Here is a 14982-nt window from a genome sequence, read left to right on the forward strand (position 1 = left end):
GAGGCCCATAGTACGAGGCCGGATCGCCGTGGCCGACACGCTTTGAGGAGATGGCATGCTGCGCTTCGGGACGGCCGGATTACGCGGGCCGCTGCAGGACGGTCCGGACGGCATGAACGTGGACACCGTCACGAGGGCCAGTGCGGGCATTGCCGACTGGCTCCGGAATCGCTGTCTCGGTGGCGGATTGGTCATCGTCGGGCGCGACGCCCGGCACGGCTCCGCCGAATTCGCCCGAGCCACCGCGGAAGTGTTTGCCGCAGCGGGCTTCTCGGTGCTGGAACTGCACCGGCCGCTGCCCACGCCCGTCGTCGCCCACGCGGTGCGCGCACTGGGCGCGGTCGCGGGTGTGCAGATCACCGCCTCACACAACCCCGCCACCGATAACGGCTACAAGCTCTACCTCGACGGCGGCTCCCAACTGCTGCCGCCCGCCGACGCCGAAATCGAGAAGTACATCGACGCGGTCCAGGGCCGCATCCCCGGCTCCGATCCCACCGCCACCGCACCGGATCCAGCCATCCTCGACCTCCCCGCCGACGCCACCGTCCAGGACATGGGCGAGGAAATCCTCCGCCGCTACCTGGCCCGAGTCGCCACCCTGCCGAACCTCATCGGCGGGCCGAGCTCCCGGCCAGACAACGCACCACATCTGTCCGCTGCCGCCGAGCCGAGCTCCCAGCCGAGCGAAGCGCCGGTCTCGTCCACTGCGCTGAGCGATGCGGCGCAACCCGGCGAAGCCGCGGCGGGTGGGCGAGTTCCGGTGCAGCGGGCTGATATTCGGGTGGTGCTGACCGCCATGCACGGGGTGGGTGGCGAGCCGGCTGTTGCGGCGTTGCGGGCGGCCGGGTTCGGCGAGGTGCTGGTGGTGGCGGAGCAGTTCACGCCGAATCCGGATTTTCCGACGGTGGCGTTCCCGAATCCGGAGGAGCCGGGGGCTTCGGATCTGCTGCTGTCGCTGGCCCAGCGGCTCGATGCCGATATCGCCATTGCGCTGGATCCGGATGCGGATCGGTGTGCGGTGGGGGTGCGCGGGGCGAGCGGGTGGCGCATGCTGCGCGGTGATGAAACCGGGGTGCTGCTGGGCGATTTCGTGCTGCGGACTGCCGCGCCGGAGTCGCTGGTGGCCACCACGATCGTGTCGTCCCGGTTGTTGAGCAAGGTGGCGGCGGCCCGGGGCGCGCGATACGCGGAGACCCTCACCGGTTTCAAATGGCTGGCGCGCGCTGGTGACGGGCTCGTGTACGCGTACGAGGAGGCCATCGGGCACTGCGTGGATCCGGTCACCGTGCGGGACAAGGACGGGATCTCGGCGGCCGTGCTGGCCGCCGATCTCATCGCCCAGCTGAAGGCGGCCGGTCGCACCGTCGATGAGGTACTCGACGGTTACGCGGTCGAATTCGGCGTGCACGCGGGCGATCAGGTGTCGCTGCGGCTCGCCGATGCGGCGGAGGCGGCCGCCGTGGTGGACCGGCTGCGCGCGAACCCGCCGGCCGAGATTGCCGGAGAAGCGGTGACCTGCACCGATATGTCGCAGCTGCGCGGGCAGATGCGCACCGACGCACTGGTTTTCGAGGGCGACTCGCTACGGGTAGTCATCCGGCCGTCCGGCACCGAGCCGAAACTCAAGTGCTACGTGGAGGTCGTCCGGCCGGTCGCCACCGCTGCCGATCTGGGCGCCGTGAAAGCCGCCGCGGTGCAACAGCTCTCCGAGATCCGGGCCTTCTGCGAAAAGCTCTGAACGAAAGGATTGACCGCATATGCGTAATTCCCTGTGGCTCACCGGATTCGGCATCGCCGCGGCGGCAGTGACGCTCACCGCCGGCACCGCTTCAGCGGCGGGGTCCGTCATGGATCACGACGGCCCCTACACAGTGAACACCGATATCTCGGCGGGCTACTACACGACGCACAACCCCGCACCGGACTGCCAGTGGGTGCGATTGGGCGCCGACGCCGACATCATCGAGCGCGGTGACGGCGGCAATGGCACCAAGACGGTGCGAATCACCAGCCAGGACACCACTTTCGCAACCCTGCACTGCGGCACCTGGGCCATCGACGGCGGCCGGGGCGGTCCGCAGACCGGCACGGGTTCATTCGGCTTCTAGGCCGATCGCGTTCAGCGGGGACCGAATTGGCGGTCTCCCGCATCGCCCAGACCCGGGACGATATACGCGTCGGAATTGAGTCCCCGGTCGATCGATGCGGTGACCAGGCGCACCGGATGCCCCGACTTCTCCAGGGCGGCAATGCCTTCGGGGGCGGCGACCACGCAGATGACGGTGATGTCGCGGGCATTGCGGGTGGCCAGCAGATCCAGGGTGAAAACCATCGAGCCGCCGGTGGCGAGCATGGGGTCCAGGACGATGACGGGGGTGTCCGCGAGATCCTCGGGCAGCGACTCCATGTACGGGGTCGGCTGGTGCGTGGTCTCGTCGCGGGCCACACCGACAAATCCGATGCGGGCGTCGGGGATCAGGTTCTCCGCGGTCTCCACCATGCCCAGGCCGGCGCGCAGGACCGGGACCAGCAGCGGCGGGGCGGCGAGGCAGGTGCCCTCGGCGGCCGCGACCGGGGTGGCGATGGGGAACCTGGTGACGGGTGCCTCGCGCATGGCCTCGTAGACGAGCAGTCCGGTCAGATCGCGCAGCGCGGCCCGGAAGGTGGGGTTGGTGGTGCGCGCATCGCGCATGGTGGTGAGCAATGCCGCGGCGAGCGGGTGGTCCACGATGTCAGTGCGCATAGGAAAACGATAGGTCAGTAGGGCTGATTCGCGGTTCGAGCCCGGCAGATTCCCCTCGGCCCGGAACTGCCGCCGCGCCGCGTGCGTCCAATCTCATGCAGGACGTAATCAGCCAGCGACCGGCACGACGGGGGCATCCATGCACCGGATCTCGATCGATCCCGAAGACCTCACCACCTACGCGAGCACGGCCGCCACCATGGCCGCCGCCCTCACCGCGGCCACGGTGCGTGCCACCGCCGCCGACCCCCTCCTACTCACCCCCGCCTTCGGTCTCATCGGCAGCGATTTCCTCACCGCCTACCGTGCCGCCCACACCGGCCACCTCACCACCCTGGGCTCCCTCGCCGCCGTCCTGACCACCCTCGGCACCGCAACCACCGCCGCCGCAACTACCTACGTCGGCACCGATACCCGGTACGCCAACGCCCCGGAGCTCAGCGCATGACGGCGGCATTCGAAGTGGCGCGCGGTATCCCGCACCACCATGGCTTGCCGGCAGGCCGCACCCGGCGCGGGCCGATCCGGGCGGAAGTGAGTCGCGACCGCGTGGCATTCGATGCGCGGGCCCGTCGCCGGCGCACCTCAGGCGGGAAACCGTCATGGCAGATCCGTGCCGCGCTTCCGGTGGTGGACGCATGAGCGGCGAGGTGGATGTGGCGGAGCTGGCGCGGCCGATTGTGGAGCTGCTGGCCAGTTTTGGCAGTGGGGAGGCCGGGGGTGCGGTCGAGGCGCTTCGGGAGACTTCGGGGGTTGTGGACGGGGTGCGCTCCGCCGGGCGTTCGGGGGTCGATGGGATGTACGACTCCTGGCGCGGGCGGGGTGGGGATGCGGCCATGGACAAGGCGCTGCGGGTGCAGACGAGTGCGGCCACGGTCTCCGATCACGGGGAGTCGATGGCGGAGGTGCTGGATCGGGCGGGCGGGGCGATAGCGGCCGGGCAGCGGGAACTGGCGAAGGTGCTGCGGTCGTTTCTGGATTCGGCCGAGGGCCTGGGGGCGGCGGGGGCTGGGCCGTCCGCGGCACTCGTTGTCAGGTCTGCTCTGGATCATCTGGGGCGAGCGCTGCACGTGGTCGAGCGGGTGCGGGCGGAGCTCGAATCCGAGACCGCGGCCATGCGCGAATTGGTCGCGCCGCCACCGGTTCCGCCGCCTGCCGCGGCCGCGGCGACACCGCCCGCCGGACCCGCGGCGGCCACGCGCGGCGAGCCTCCCGCGACGATCGCGACGGCTGTCGATCCCGGATCCGGCGGAGCGCAGCAGACCGGTTCGGGCTATGCCGCCTCGGGCGGGAACGTGCTGGAGTCCGGGGCCGCGCTGGCCGGCAGCGGACTGTCCACGGTCGCGGCGTCGGTCGGTGATTCATCGCCGCACAGCACCGCCAGAACCCACCGGACCACGCCGGGTACCCGGCCCGCCGGGACCGGGGTGAAGCTCACGCTGCCCGACGGCAGTACCGTGGAAGCCCCGAACCAGCAGGCCGCCGATGCGGTGCGCAATGCCCTCAGCGCTGTCGGCACGCCGTACGTCTGGGGCGGCACCACACCGGGTGTCGGTCTCGATTGCAGTGGTTTGACGCAGTGGGCGTACGCGCAGGCGGGGGTTTCGCTGCCGCGTTTGGCGCAGGAGCAGGGGTACGGGCATCCGCAGGTCGGTCCAGGGGACTTGATGCCTGGCGATCTCGCGGTATGGGACGGGCATGTGGCAATGGTGATCGGCAACGGTCAATTGGTGGAGGCGGGCGATCCCGTCCAGACGGGTCCGATTCGGACGGAGAACATGGGAGAACGGTTCCTCGGCTTCTACAGGCCCACGGCCTGAGCCGCAACCGCCCCGGAGGAGGCAGGTATGACCCAGCCGCAGAGTCCTGATGCCACGGAGATCCCCCCGGTCACCGTGGCGGCGAGCAGCAATCGCGCCGGCACCCTCACCGTGCATGCCACCGATCAGGGCATACCGGTGCAGATCCGTTTCGAGCGCGGTGAATACCGTTACGGCGCACAGGCTCTCGCCGACGAAATCCTGCGGCTGAGCAAGCGCTCGGCCCTGGTCGCCAAATCCCGCCGCCGCGAACTGCTGGCCGCGACCGGCATGCCCGCGGAACTGCTCGACCGGCTCGGCCTCCCCACCCGGCAGGCCGCCGTCGATGAACTCGACCGGCTCGACGATGCCGACACCGGTCCGGCGAGCTGGCTGGGGAAGGCATGAGCGAGCAGATGAACGCACTGGTGAGCGCAGTCGCCGACCGGCTCGAAGCGCTGGAGGCCACGCTCTACGAGCTCGGCCGGGTGCGCGGGCAATTCACCAGCGACGACCGTTCGGTGACCGCGGAAGTGGACGGCGACGGCGCTCTGACAGGGCTCTGGCTGGCCGAATCGGTGACCGCCCGGCCACCGGCGGAGGTATCGCAATTGGTGCTGTGGGCATGCCAGCAAGCGGCCGCACAGGCCAGTGCGCAACGGGCCGAAGCACTCGCCCGATTGCACGAGTCCATCGCGCCGGGAAATGTTGGGGGCGGCCCGGATAGTGCCTGACGCGACCACTAGATAGGCTTCCGGTCATGGCTTCTGGAGACATCGTCCCGATCGCGCTCGGACTGACCAAAGGCGATCTCGTCACCCTGTGGGCGCCCCGCTGGCGAGATGGCGACGATGAGTGGCAGGCATTCCTCGGCCACGAGGAAGACCTCTACGGTTTCGACTCCGTAGCGGAGCTGGCCGCGTTCATCCGGACCGATGCCGAAAACGATCTGGTGGATCATCCCGCGTGGAAGATCATCGCCGGTTTGTCGGCGGCCGAACTGGAGCCGGAGGAGCAGTTCGTCTTCGATCTCGTCGGCGTGCCGGAGCTCGCGGCCGACGAACCGGATCCGGAGATCATCTCCGAACTCGAGGAGACTCTCGAGATGGTCCGCAATATCGGCGATGTGTGCGAGCTCGACGCCGTGACCAAGTTCTTCGGATCGCATCCGGTGCTGGGCGCACTGCCGGGCGGCGTCAGCGCCTTCGCCGGTAGCGAGGGCCAGGAGCTGTGGGAGCAGATCGGCGCGGCCATCAACAAGGACTGGGACGGTGTGCTGGACGCCATCGACTCGGTGGTGGAGATCCCGGACGTGGATGCCGATGCGGTCGCCGTCGCCGAGGCGGAACTGCTTGCGGCGGAAGAGAACATCGTGGACGCCGAGGATGTGGTGGACACCGACGAGGATATCGAGACCGTCGACCTCGACGCGGAGGACGAGGACGAAGAGGACGAGGAGCTCTCGTTCTGGCACGAGGTCGGCATCGACCCGGTCAAGATCATCACCAGTGAGGGCACCTGGTTCACGCTGCGCTGCTACGTCGATGACGAGCCGATCTTCCTCGGCAAGGACGGCGCCATCTCGGTGTTCCCGTCCGAGCGCGCCCTGGCCCGCTACCTCGCCGACGATCACGAGCACGATCTGGTGCGGGTGAGCACCTACAGCGAGATCCAGACCTCCGCGGTGGACGGTGCGCTGGAGGTCGAGGTGGACGAGGAGAACATCTACGTGCTGCCCGGCCTGGCCGACGATCTGGCACAGGGCCCGAAGTCCGTCGATACCGATCAGCTCGACCTCGCGGTCGAATTGTTCACCGACGCTGCCGATTACGCCGAGGAGGACAGCGTCGAGAAGGCGCTCGCCGTCTCCTCGCCGCTCGGCTGGTACGTTTCCTACCTGCTCAACCCGGACCCGGGCCGGATGGCCCCGAACCCGCCGTTCGCGGCGGAGGCGGCGTCCTGGCGAGTTCTGGAGGATGCGTTCGAGGCTCGCCTCAGCAAGGAGTAGGGCGCTCATCCGCCTCCCCGCACCTTCCGCCGATGGATGAGAGCCACTCGACCGCCGTTGCGGACCGGCGGTCGAGCAGGGGGCTCGGTTTTGGACGTACCCCCGGAGTTACCCCGAAGCTATGGATGAGAGCCACTCGACCGCCGTTGCGGACCGGCGGTCGAGCAGGGGGCTCGGTTTTGGACGTACCCCCGGAGTTACCCCGAAGCTCACGAAATCAGTTGTTGCGTAAGCATCTTCTGAGCCGGAATCAGCCGAGCATGACCGCGTATCCCGGTTTGATGACTTCGTCGATGATGCGCAGGCGTTCGGGGAACGGGATGAACGCCGACTTCATGGCATTGATGGTGAAGCGCTCCAGGTCGCTCCAGCCGTAGCCGAAAGTGTCTGCGAGCTTGAGCATTTCATTGCTCATGCTGGTATCGCTCATCAATCGGTTGTCGGTATTGACGGTGACTCGGAAGCGCAGTCGCGCCAGCACGTCGAAGGGATGCTTGTCCAGCGAGGGCACCGCGCCGGTCTGCACATTCGAGGACGGGCACAGCTCCAGCGGAATTCGCAAGTCCCGCACGTAATTCGCGACCCGGCCGAGCACGGGGCCGTCCGGCCCCTCGGTGATGTCATCGGTGATGCGCACGCCGTGACCGAGCCGATCGCAGCCGCAGAAGGCAAGGGCCTCATGGATGGACGGCAGCCCGAACGCCTCGCCCGCGTGAATCGTGAAGTGCGCGTTATTGGCTCGCATGTACTCGAACGCGTCCAGGTGCCGGGTGGGAGGGTAGCCGGCCTCCGCGCCCGCGATATCGAAGCCGCCGACGCCCAGATCCCGGAATCTGATTGTCAGTTCGGCGATTTCGCGGGAGCGCGCCGCATGCCGCATGGCGGTGAGCAGGCAGACCACCCGAATCGGCGTACCGGCCGCGGCGGCGATGGCCTCGCCCTCACGGAATCCCGCGAGGGTGTATTCGACAACCTCGTCCAGGGTGAGCCCGTTTTCCAGATGCTGCTCCGGGGCGAAGCGCACCTCCGCGTAGACGACTCCGTCCGCGGCCAGGTCTTCGGCGCATTCGCGCGCCACTCGCAGCAGGCCCTCGGGCGTCTGCATGACGGCGACCGTGTGCGCGAAGGTTTCCAGATAACGTTCCAGCGATCCGCTGTCCGCCGCGTCCCGGAACCAATTTCCCAGGGATTCCGCGTCACCAGCCGGTAACTGGTCGTATCCGCAGTCGCGAGCCAGCTCCAGCACGGTGGCCGGTCGCAGCCCGCCGTCCAGATGATCGTGCAGGACCGCCTTCGGCGCCTGGCGGATCGAAGCGAGAGTGAGGGGCGTCGGTCCAGTCATGTAGAAACGGTAGCCGCATTCCCGTTCTGCGGCATGACAGTTGACCTGTGTCACCTACTGGTAGGCGTGTCGTTGCCCTCACGTTGCTGGACTTCGCCCGATCTTCACCCACTGGGTACAGCGCCCGATGGACACAGCAGCTATCGGGCACGGTGAGCTAGTAGCCGCAAGCCACACCGGTGCCCTTCGGGTCCAGCAGTCCGGTGTATCCCGGCTGTCCGGCCAGCAGCGGCGCCTTGCCCTCCGCCCGCACCTGATCGCAATTCGCGTAATACGGGTGCGGCGCGCCCTTGGAGGTCGGCGGCGGCGGGGAGGTGTCGTAGTGCGCGGAGGCGACGGCCGGGAGAAATCCACCGAGGGCGAGGGCGCTCAGACAGGCCGCGGCCGATGCGCGTAATCGCAATGAGTTTCTGTGCTTCACGATTTCCAGGCTAGGCCGATCCCCGCGCCCCCACCCTCCTCGATTCTCAGCCCGCACGCAGGGTCAAGGCCGTGATCCGGACCCAGGATCAGTCAGGCCGTGATGCGGCCCAGGATCAATGGAGTCGGCGCGGGCGGCGCACCGATGGTGAAGGCGTCGCGCAGCGCATCCAATGCCGCGGGGAAGGCCTCCGGCGTATCGGTGTGCAGGGTGAGCAGCGGCCTGCCCGCCGTGACGGTATCGCCGGGCTTGGCATGCATTTCGATGCCCGCGCCGAATTGGACGCTGTCGCCCTGCCGCGCGCGGCCCGCGCCCAGGCGCCACGCGGCAATGCCGATATCGAGTGCGTCGAGGCGGGCGAGCGTCCCGGAGGCCGGGGCCGCAACCACTTCGGTGTGCCGCGCCCTGGGCAGCTGTGCGCCGGGGTCGCCGCCCTGGGCGCTGATCATCGCGCGCCAGTGGTCCATGGCGCGGCCGTCGGCCAGGGCCGCGGCGGGGTCGACGTCGATTCCGGCCTGGGCCAGCATTTCCCGGGCCAGGGTGAGGGTGAGCTCGACGACGTCGGCCGGTCCCCCACCGGCGAGCACCTCCAGCGATTCGGCGACCTCGAGGGCATTGCCCGCGGTCCGGCCGAGCGGGGTGTCCATGGCGGTGAGCAGCGCCACGGTCCGCACGCCCGCGTCGGTGCCGAGTTCGACCATCGCCGTGGCCAATTCGCGGGCCTGGCCGAGTTCCTTCAGGAATGCCCCCCGGCCGACCTTCACGTCCAGGACCAGCGCACCGGTGCCCTCGGCGATCTTCTTGCTCATGATGGAACTTGCGATCAGGGGGATGGATTCGACGGTCCCGGTCACATCACGCAGCGCGTAGAGCCGTTTGTCGGCCGGGGCGAGATCGGCTCCGGCGGCGCAGACCACCGCGCCGACGGCCGGATCCGCGAGCAGCTCCCGCATCCGGTCCACCGAAAGATCGGCCTGCCAGCCGGGAATCGCCTCGAGCTTGTCCAATGTGCCGCCGGTATGGCCCAATCCGCGCCCGGACAGCTGCGGGACGGCCGCACCGCACGCCGCGACCAGCGGTGACAGCGGCAAGGTGATCTTGTCGCCGACGCCGCCGGTGGAGTGCTTGTCCACGGTGGGCCGCGCCAGATCGCCGAAGTCCAGGCGCTTGCCGGAGTCGATCATGGCGGCGGTCCAGCGGGCGGTCTCGCGGCGTGTCATACCGCGCCAGACAATCGCCATGGCCAGGGCCGACATCTGCTCGTCCGCGACTTCACCCCGGGTGAACGCGTCCACCACCCAATCGATCTGCGCGTCGCTGAGCTCTCCGCCGTCGCGCTTCGCCCGGATTACGTCAACAGCCGAGTGCACACTCATGCCCGCAACCCTGGCACGCTGACTCGGCCTCGTCATCCCGGCGCGCGTTCGGCCGGGATCCACATTTCCCGCGGGCTACTGCTGTCCGGCTTCCAGATCGTCGGGACCGAAGGCGTCCGGGAGCAGGGTGATCAGCGGGACCGGTGCGCCGCGGTGGTCGATGAGCGCGTCCGCTCCCCCGTGTTCGAAGAGCAGTTGCCTGCAGCGACCGCACGGCATCAGGATTTCGCCCCGGGAATCGCAGACGGAGACCGCGCGCAGCCGCCCGCCACCGGACGAAATCAAGTTACCGACCAGTACACATTCGGCGCAGAGGCCCAAACCGTATGAGATATTTTCCACATTGCAGCCGCTCACAATTCGCCCGTCCGCGGTGAGAGCAGCGGCACCGACGGGGAAACGGGAGTAGGGCGCATAGGCATTTCGCATGACTTCAAATGCGCTGCCTCGCAAGAGATTCCAGTCAATATCAGACATATCGGACCATCCTTCCATGCCCATGCAAATAGCCACGCGGAAGCCCTCGGACACCACCCCGGAGATCAGGAAAGGCAAACCTAACTCAGGATATTTCCGGCCAACGAGCGGCACGCCGAATTAGTTCCGATACGGGGCTGGGATTAGAGTTCACGACAGATCGGTTCAGGTTCCCGACTGCGGGCCTGCAGCACTGCCACCGGACGACGATTCCGGCTGTGAGCTGGTGTTATCGACAGTCCAATGGCTCCGCGCCGGATCTGACCGGGTCCATCAACGACGTTGGAGGCACCGCACTCTATGACCACGCTAGAAGCTCCGGCCAAGCCGAAGCGGACCCTGTACCGAGGCGACCCCGGTATGTGGTCCTGGGCGCTCCACCGCATCACCGGTGTGACGATCTTCTTCTTCCTGTTCGTCCATGTCCTGGACACCGCGCTCGTGCGCGTCAGCCCGGACACGTACGACAAGGCGATCGAGACGTACAAGAATCCGATTGTCGCCCTCATGGAGATGGGTCTCGTTGTCTGCGTGCTGTTCCACGCGTTCAACGGCATCCGCGTCATCCTGGTCGACTTCTGGTCGAAGGGGCCCCGCTACCAGCGCCAGATGCTCTGGATCGTGCTCACGATCTGGATCCTTGTCGCGGGCGCCGGGATCGGCCGCCAGCTCTTCTACCTGCTGACGAATTGAGCCTCGAGATGACCGCACCTGTTCTCGGTAAGTCCTACGACCGCCCCGCCAGCCTGGACGCGCCCCGCGCCCCGCGGCGCCAGGGTGGCAACAACTTCGAGAAGTACGCGTGGCTGTTCATGCGTGCCTCCGGCCTGCTGCTCGTCGTCCTGGTCATCGGCCATATGACGATCATGCTGATGCTCGACGGCGGCGTGCACCGGCTGAACTTCGCGTTCGTCGCCGGCCGCTGGGCCTCGCCGTTCTGGCAGATCTGGGATCTGACCATGCTGTGGCTCGCACAGTTGCACGGCGGCAACGGCCTGCGCACCGTGATCGACGATTACGCGCGCAAGGACTCCACCCGCTTCTGGCTGAAGGCCGCGCTGGTCGTGTCCATGATTCTCGTCATGGTCACCGGCACCTACGTGATCTTCACCTTCGACCCCAACATCAGTTAGGAACAGGCCAACTCCGATGAGTGAATCCCGACCGATTCAGGAGCACCGGTACGACGTCGTCATCGTCGGCGCCGGTGGCGCAGGCATGCGCGCGGCGATCGAGTCCGGACCCCGCGTCCGCACCGCTGTCCTGACCAAGCTCTACCCGACCCGCAGCCACACCGGTGCGGCGCAGGGCGGCATGTGCGCCGCGCTCGCGAACGTGGAAGAGGACAACTGGGAGTGGCACACCTTCGACACCGTCAAGGGTGGTGACTACCTGGTCGACCAGGACGCCGCGGAGATCATGGCCAAGGAGGCCATCGACGCGGTGCTCGATCTGGAGAAGATGGGCCTGCCGTTCAACCGCACGCCCGAGGGCAAGATCGATCAGCGGCGCTTCGGCGGTCACACCCGTGACCACGGCAAGGCTCCGGTGCGTCGCGCGTGCTACGCCGCCGACCGCACCGGCCACATGATCCTGCAGACGCTGTACCAGAACTGCGTCAAGCACGACGTGGAGTTCTACAACGAGTTCTACGTGCTCGACCTGGTGATGACCGGCACCGTCGCGACCGGTGTGGTCGCCTACGAGCTGGCCACCGGCGATCTGCACATCTTCCACGCGAAGTCGATCATCTTCGCGACCGGCGGCTCGGGCCGGATGTACAAGACCACCTCCAATGCGCACACCCTCACCGGTGACGGCATGGCGATCGTGTTCCGCAAGGGACTTCCGCTGGAGGACATGGAGTTCCACCAGTTCCATCCGACCGGCCTCGCGGGTCTGGGCATCCTCATCTCCGAGGCGGTCCGCGGCGAGGGCGGCATTCTGCGCAATGCGTCGGGTGAACGATTCATGGAGCGCTACGCCCCCACCATCAAGGACCTCGCGCCGCGTGACATCGTCGCCCGCTCGATGGTGCTCGAGGTGGCCGAGGGCCGCGGCGCCGGTCCGAACAAGGATTACGTCTACATCGACGTGACCCACCTCGGCGCGGATGTGCTCGAGGAGAAGCTCCCCGACATCACCGAGTTCGCCCGCACCTACCTGGGCGTGGACCCGGTGACCGAGCTGGTGCCGGTCATGCCGACCTGCCACTACGTCATGGGCGGCATCCCGACCCGCATTCGCGGTGAGGTGCTGGCCAACAACACCGATGTGGTCCCCGGCCTGTACGCCGCCGGCGAGTGCGCGTGCGTTTCGGTGCACGGTTCCAACCGCCTGGGCACCAACTCGCTGCTGGACATCAATGTGTTCGGCCGCCGCGCCGGCATTGCCGCCGCCGAGTACGCCCAGCGCAGCGAGTTCACCGAGCTGCCGGAGAACCCGGCGCAGATGGTGCAGGACTGGCTGGCGCTGATCCTGTCCGACCACGGCAACGAACGCGTGGCCGATATCCGCGGCGAGCTGCAGGCCACCATGGATGCCAATGCTGGCGTGTTCCGCACCGAGGACACCCTCAAGCAGGTCCTCAACGACATCCACGAGTTCAAGGACCGGTACACCCGGATCACCGTGCAGGACAAGGGCAAGCGCTACAACAGCGATCTGCTCGAGGCTCTCGAGCTGGGCTTCCTGCTGGAGCTGGCCGAGGTCACCGTGGTGGGTGCGCTCAATCGCAAGGAATCGCGCGGAGGACACGCTCGCGAGGACTACCCGAACCGCGACGACACCAACTACATGCGCCACACCATGGCCTACAAGACGGGTCCGGAGTTGATCTCCGATATCCGCCTGGATTACAAGCCGGTGGTGCAGACCCGCTACGAGCCGATGGAGCGTAAGTACTGATGACTGCGACACTCGACAAGGCGGCCCCGCAGAAGCCTGCGCCGGTGCCGCCCGGCTCGGTCCTGATCACGGTCAAGATCGCGCGCTTCAATCCCGAGAACGACCTGGGCAACCACTGGGACGAGTTCAAGGTCCCCGTGCTCCCGACCGACCGGTTCCTGAATGTGCTGCTCTACATCAAGTCCTACCTGGACGGCACGCTCACCTTCCGGCGCTCGTGTGCCCACGGTGTCTGCGGTTCGGACGCCATGCGCATCAACGGTGTGAACCGGCTGGCGTGCAAGGTGCTCATGAAGGACCTGCTGCCGAAGAACGGCAAGGACCTCACCATGACCGTCGAGCCGATCCGCGGCCTGCCCGTGGAGAAGGACCTCGTGGTCGATATGGAACCGTTCTTCGACGCCTTCAAGGCGGTGAAGCCGTACCTGATCACCACGGGTAACCAGCCGACCATGGAGCGCATCCAGTCCCAGCACGACCGGGCCCGCTTCGATGACACCACCAAGTGCATCCTGTGCGCCTGCTGCACCACCTCCTGCCCCGTGTACTGGAGCGACGGCAGCTACTTCGGCCCGGCCGCGATCGTGAACGCGCACCGCTTCATCTTCGACAGCCGTGACGAGGGCGCCCGCGAGCGCCTGGACATCCTCAACGATGTCGAGGGTGTGTGGCGCTGCCGCACCACCTTCAACTGCACCGACGCGTGCCCCCGTGGCATCGAGGTCACCAAGGCGATCCAGGAAGTGAAGCGCGCACTGCTCTTCACCCGCTAGACGCAGCACTCGGCAGGCGCAGAACAACTCTCGGGACTCTCAGGGGTACCCCCCCTGAAACCCCGGGAGCGGCGCTCACCCCGTAAGCCGAGGCCGCCCGCATCTTTCGATGCGGGCGGCCTTTTTTGTTGTGCTACAGGATGATTCAGCTGCGGATCGACTGATCCGCGTGCGAGACAAGCGATTCCCACGACCAGGTCAGGGTGCCCGCTGCGAGGTCCGCGACGACGGCCTCGAGCCAGCGGAGCTCGGCTTCGGCGACGGCGCGCTGGTATTCGTCTTCCAGGGTGACGATCCGGGGTAGGCCGAGTGGCGCGGACTGCGCGGCGTCGGAGTCTATTTCGGCGATGCGGGCGCGCGTCGCGACAATGCGGCGCTCGAGTTCCGCCTTTGCCTGGTCCGGGCCGAGAAGCATCAGGAACGACAGCGCCGCGGGGAATTCGGGGAATTCATTGCGCGGTTGCGCGATCATCTCGGTCAGCCAGGTGGTGAAGGCGGCGCGGCCGGCGTCACTGGACCGCCGCCAATCACTTCGAGGTCAAGGCCCGTTACGGCAGCGTCGTCATCGACCTGCGCTCGCCGCTGATCGAGGGCGACGACGAGATCGTGGTGCACGCCGGCCTCGACCACGCCATGGTCAAACTGCTGGTCCCCGAGGACGCGGTCATCGTCCAGTCCGATCTGGAGTGGACCGGTCGCGGCCGGGTCAAGGATTTCGCCTGCCCGAAGGACGCCGCAGGCCGGGTCATCCGCCTCGTCGGCGCCGCCGACCGTAGCGAATTCCGCATCCACCGCGGCGGTATCGCCGTACTGTCGGCACTGTTCACACGCGAGTTCCTCGAGGACGCCCGCCAGGCGCACCGCGAGGGCCGCACTCCTACACTGCTCGATCCGGCCAACGCCCCGCGTTGATCGGGACCCGGACTGCAATCCGGTAGCGCTCCCGGAAGGCCGCCCGCACTGCAATGCGGGCGGCCTTCGCCGTAGCTATCGCCCGGCCCCGCGCAGCGCCGAGTCCGCGCAGCACCGGACCTCTCGAGTACGCCCCGCTCTACTGCATCGAATGCGCAGTGGGACTGGCAAAAAGGGCCGTCGCTCGTCATATGTCACCTGTTCAGCTACGCAATCTGCTC

At 67.5% G+C, this 14982-nt stretch carries 18 protein-coding genes; 12 read left to right on the forward strand and 6 right to left on the reverse strand.

The window, feature by feature from the left end:
• Positions 1-55: 55 nt before the first annotated feature.
• Together OG716_RS26245 and OG716_RS26250 are read left to right on the forward strand one after the other, a co-directional pair.
• Positions 56-1741, forward strand: coding sequence for a phospho-sugar mutase (locus OG716_RS26245; RefSeq protein ID WP_405133364.1), 1686 nt, complete (start codon positions 56-58; stop codon positions 1739-1741).
• 19 nt (positions 1742-1760) lie between these two features.
• The gene (locus tag OG716_RS26250) at positions 1761-2111 is read left to right on the forward strand and encodes a hypothetical protein (RefSeq protein WP_355124753.1); all 351 of its coding nucleotides are present in this window, start codon (positions 1761-1763) and stop codon (positions 2109-2111) included.
• 11 nt (positions 2112-2122) lie between these two features.
• On the opposite strand, the gene upp is transcribed toward OG716_RS26250, so the two are convergent.
• Positions 2123-2746, reverse strand: a complete 624-nt coding sequence (gene upp / locus OG716_RS26255) for a uracil phosphoribosyltransferase (RefSeq protein ID WP_405133365.1) — start codon at positions 2744-2746, stop codon at positions 2123-2125.
• A 139-nt stretch (positions 2747-2885) separates the two neighbouring features.
• On the opposite strand from upp, the gene OG716_RS26260 reads away from it, so the two are divergent.
• The 5 genes from OG716_RS26260 (at position 2886) to OG716_RS26280 (ending at position 6553) form a co-directional block, all read left to right on the forward strand.
• Entirely contained in the window at positions 2886-3194 is a 309-nt protein-coding gene (locus OG716_RS26260; protein ID WP_405133366.1) for a type VII secretion target, read from the forward strand.
• A 190-nt stretch (positions 3195-3384) separates the two neighbouring features.
• Positions 3385-4566 carry a C40 family peptidase gene (locus OG716_RS26265; protein WP_405133367.1) on the forward strand — a complete coding sequence of 394 codons (1182 nt, stop codon included), beginning with the start codon at positions 3385-3387 and terminating at the stop codon, positions 4564-4566.
• A 27-nt stretch (positions 4567-4593) separates the two neighbouring features.
• Positions 4594-4953, forward strand: coding sequence for a hypothetical protein (locus tag OG716_RS26270; RefSeq protein WP_405133368.1), 360 nt, complete (start codon positions 4594-4596; stop codon positions 4951-4953).
• Positions 4950-5279 (forward strand): YbaB/EbfC family nucleoid-associated protein, encoded by a 330-nt coding sequence (locus OG716_RS26275; protein WP_405133369.1) that lies wholly within the window; start codon positions 4950-4952, stop codon positions 5277-5279. Before OG716_RS26270 ends, OG716_RS26275 begins: the two co-directional genes overlap by 4 nt.
• A gap of 26 nt (positions 5280-5305) precedes the next feature.
• A complete protein-coding gene (locus OG716_RS26280; RefSeq protein ID WP_405133370.1) occupies positions 5306-6553 on the forward strand; it encodes a primosomal protein in 1248 nt (415 codons plus the stop codon).
• Between the two features lie 250 nt (positions 6554-6803).
• On the opposite strand, the gene OG716_RS26285 is transcribed toward OG716_RS26280, so the two are convergent.
• The 4 genes from OG716_RS26285 to OG716_RS26300 form a co-directional block, all read right to left on the reverse strand.
• A complete protein-coding gene (locus OG716_RS26285) occupies positions 6804-7895 on the reverse strand; it encodes an adenosine deaminase (RefSeq protein WP_405133371.1) in 1092 nt (363 codons plus the stop codon).
• Positions 7896-8052: 157 nt separating this feature from the next.
• Positions 8053-8316 carry an excalibur calcium-binding domain-containing protein gene (locus OG716_RS26290; protein WP_355124737.1) on the reverse strand — a complete coding sequence of 88 codons (264 nt, stop codon included), beginning with the start codon at positions 8314-8316 and terminating at the stop codon, positions 8053-8055.
• A gap of 92 nt (positions 8317-8408) precedes the next feature.
• Complete coding sequence (locus OG716_RS26295; RefSeq protein ID WP_405133372.1) at positions 8409-9692, reverse strand: thymidine phosphorylase; 1284 nt, start codon at positions 9690-9692, stop codon at positions 8409-8411.
• A 75-nt stretch (positions 9693-9767) separates the two neighbouring features.
• On the reverse strand, positions 9768-10169 hold the full coding sequence (locus OG716_RS26300) for a cytidine deaminase (RefSeq protein WP_405139922.1): 402 nt from the start codon (positions 10167-10169) through the stop codon (positions 9768-9770).
• Between the two features lie 300 nt (positions 10170-10469).
• Between OG716_RS26300 and sdhC the strand changes: the two genes are divergently transcribed.
• The 4 genes from sdhC to OG716_RS26320 are packed head-to-tail and all read left to right on the forward strand — an operon-like array spanning position 10470 to position 13849.
• Positions 10470-10862, forward strand: coding sequence for a succinate dehydrogenase, cytochrome b556 subunit (sdhC, locus tag OG716_RS26305; RefSeq protein ID WP_327143888.1), 393 nt, complete (start codon positions 10470-10472; stop codon positions 10860-10862).
• Between the two features lie 8 nt (positions 10863-10870).
• Positions 10871-11302 (forward strand): succinate dehydrogenase hydrophobic membrane anchor subunit, encoded by a 432-nt coding sequence (locus OG716_RS26310; RefSeq protein WP_297614633.1) that lies wholly within the window; start codon positions 10871-10873, stop codon positions 11300-11302.
• Positions 11303-11318: 16 nt separating this feature from the next.
• Positions 11319-13076 carry a succinate dehydrogenase flavoprotein subunit gene (gene sdhA, locus OG716_RS26315; protein WP_355124735.1) on the forward strand — a complete coding sequence of 586 codons (1758 nt, stop codon included), beginning with the start codon at positions 11319-11321 and terminating at the stop codon, positions 13074-13076.
• Positions 13076-13849, forward strand: a complete 774-nt coding sequence (locus OG716_RS26320; RefSeq protein WP_327143886.1) for a succinate dehydrogenase iron-sulfur subunit — start codon at positions 13076-13078, stop codon at positions 13847-13849. The genes sdhA and OG716_RS26320 overlap by 1 nt, the downstream gene beginning before the upstream one ends.
• Before the next feature lie 145 nt (positions 13850-13994).
• On the opposite strand, the gene OG716_RS26325 is transcribed toward OG716_RS26320, so the two are convergent.
• The gene (locus OG716_RS26325; RefSeq protein ID WP_405133373.1) at positions 13995-14321 is read right to left on the reverse strand and encodes a hypothetical protein; all 327 of its coding nucleotides are present in this window, start codon (positions 14319-14321) and stop codon (positions 13995-13997) included.
• Between the two features lie 134 nt (positions 14322-14455).
• Between OG716_RS26325 and OG716_RS26330 the strand changes: the two genes are divergently transcribed.
• Positions 14456-14761 carry a hypothetical protein gene (locus OG716_RS26330; protein ID WP_405133374.1) on the forward strand — a complete coding sequence of 102 codons (306 nt, stop codon included), beginning with the start codon at positions 14456-14458 and terminating at the stop codon, positions 14759-14761.
• The last annotated feature ends 221 nt before the right edge of the window (positions 14762-14982 follow it).

The sequence above is a fragment of the Nocardia sp. NBC_01388 genome, assembly GCF_045040085.1.
Taxonomy (GTDB): Bacteria; Actinomycetota; Actinomycetes; order Mycobacteriales; family Mycobacteriaceae; genus Nocardia.

Excerpts from the sequence above, each read along its gene's own strand:
- OG716_RS26325 (WP_405133373.1), bottom strand. The coding sequence starts at position 14,321 with ATGATCGCGCAACCGCGCAATGAATTCCCCGAATTCCCCGCGGCGCTG.
- OG716_RS26295 (WP_405133372.1), bottom strand. The coding sequence starts at position 9,692 with ATGAGTGTGCACTCGGCTGTTGACGTAATCCGGGCGAAGCGCGACGGC.
- OG716_RS26280 (WP_405133370.1), top strand. The coding sequence starts at position 5,306 with ATGGCTTCTGGAGACATCGTCCCGATCGCGCTCGGACTGACCAAAGGC.
- OG716_RS26245 (WP_405133364.1), top strand. The coding sequence starts at position 56 with ATGCTGCGCTTCGGGACGGCCGGATTACGCGGGCCGCTGCAGGACGGT.
- OG716_RS26275 (WP_405133369.1), top strand. The coding sequence starts at position 4,950 with ATGAGCGAGCAGATGAACGCACTGGTGAGCGCAGTCGCCGACCGGCTC.
- OG716_RS26285 (WP_405133371.1), bottom strand. The coding sequence starts at position 7,895 with ATGACTGGACCGACGCCCCTCACTCTCGCTTCGATCCGCCAGGCGCCG.
- OG716_RS26300 (WP_405139922.1), bottom strand. The coding sequence starts at position 10,169 with ATGTCTGATATTGACTGGAATCTCTTGCGAGGCAGCGCATTTGAAGTC.
- sdhC (WP_327143888.1), top strand. The coding sequence starts at position 10,470 with ATGACCACGCTAGAAGCTCCGGCCAAGCCGAAGCGGACCCTGTACCGA.
- OG716_RS26265 (WP_405133367.1), top strand. The coding sequence starts at position 3,385 with ATGAGCGGCGAGGTGGATGTGGCGGAGCTGGCGCGGCCGATTGTGGAG.
- OG716_RS26270 (WP_405133368.1), top strand. The coding sequence starts at position 4,594 with ATGACCCAGCCGCAGAGTCCTGATGCCACGGAGATCCCCCCGGTCACC.
- upp (WP_405133365.1), bottom strand. The coding sequence starts at position 2,746 with ATGCGCACTGACATCGTGGACCACCCGCTCGCCGCGGCATTGCTCACC.
- OG716_RS26260 (WP_405133366.1), top strand. The coding sequence starts at position 2,886 with ATGCACCGGATCTCGATCGATCCCGAAGACCTCACCACCTACGCGAGC.
- OG716_RS26250 (WP_355124753.1), top strand. The coding sequence starts at position 1,761 with ATGCGTAATTCCCTGTGGCTCACCGGATTCGGCATCGCCGCGGCGGCA.
- OG716_RS26320 (WP_327143886.1), top strand. The coding sequence starts at position 13,076 with ATGACTGCGACACTCGACAAGGCGGCCCCGCAGAAGCCTGCGCCGGTG.
- OG716_RS26310 (WP_297614633.1), top strand. The coding sequence starts at position 10,871 with ATGACCGCACCTGTTCTCGGTAAGTCCTACGACCGCCCCGCCAGCCTG.
- sdhA (WP_355124735.1), top strand. The coding sequence starts at position 11,319 with ATGAGTGAATCCCGACCGATTCAGGAGCACCGGTACGACGTCGTCATC.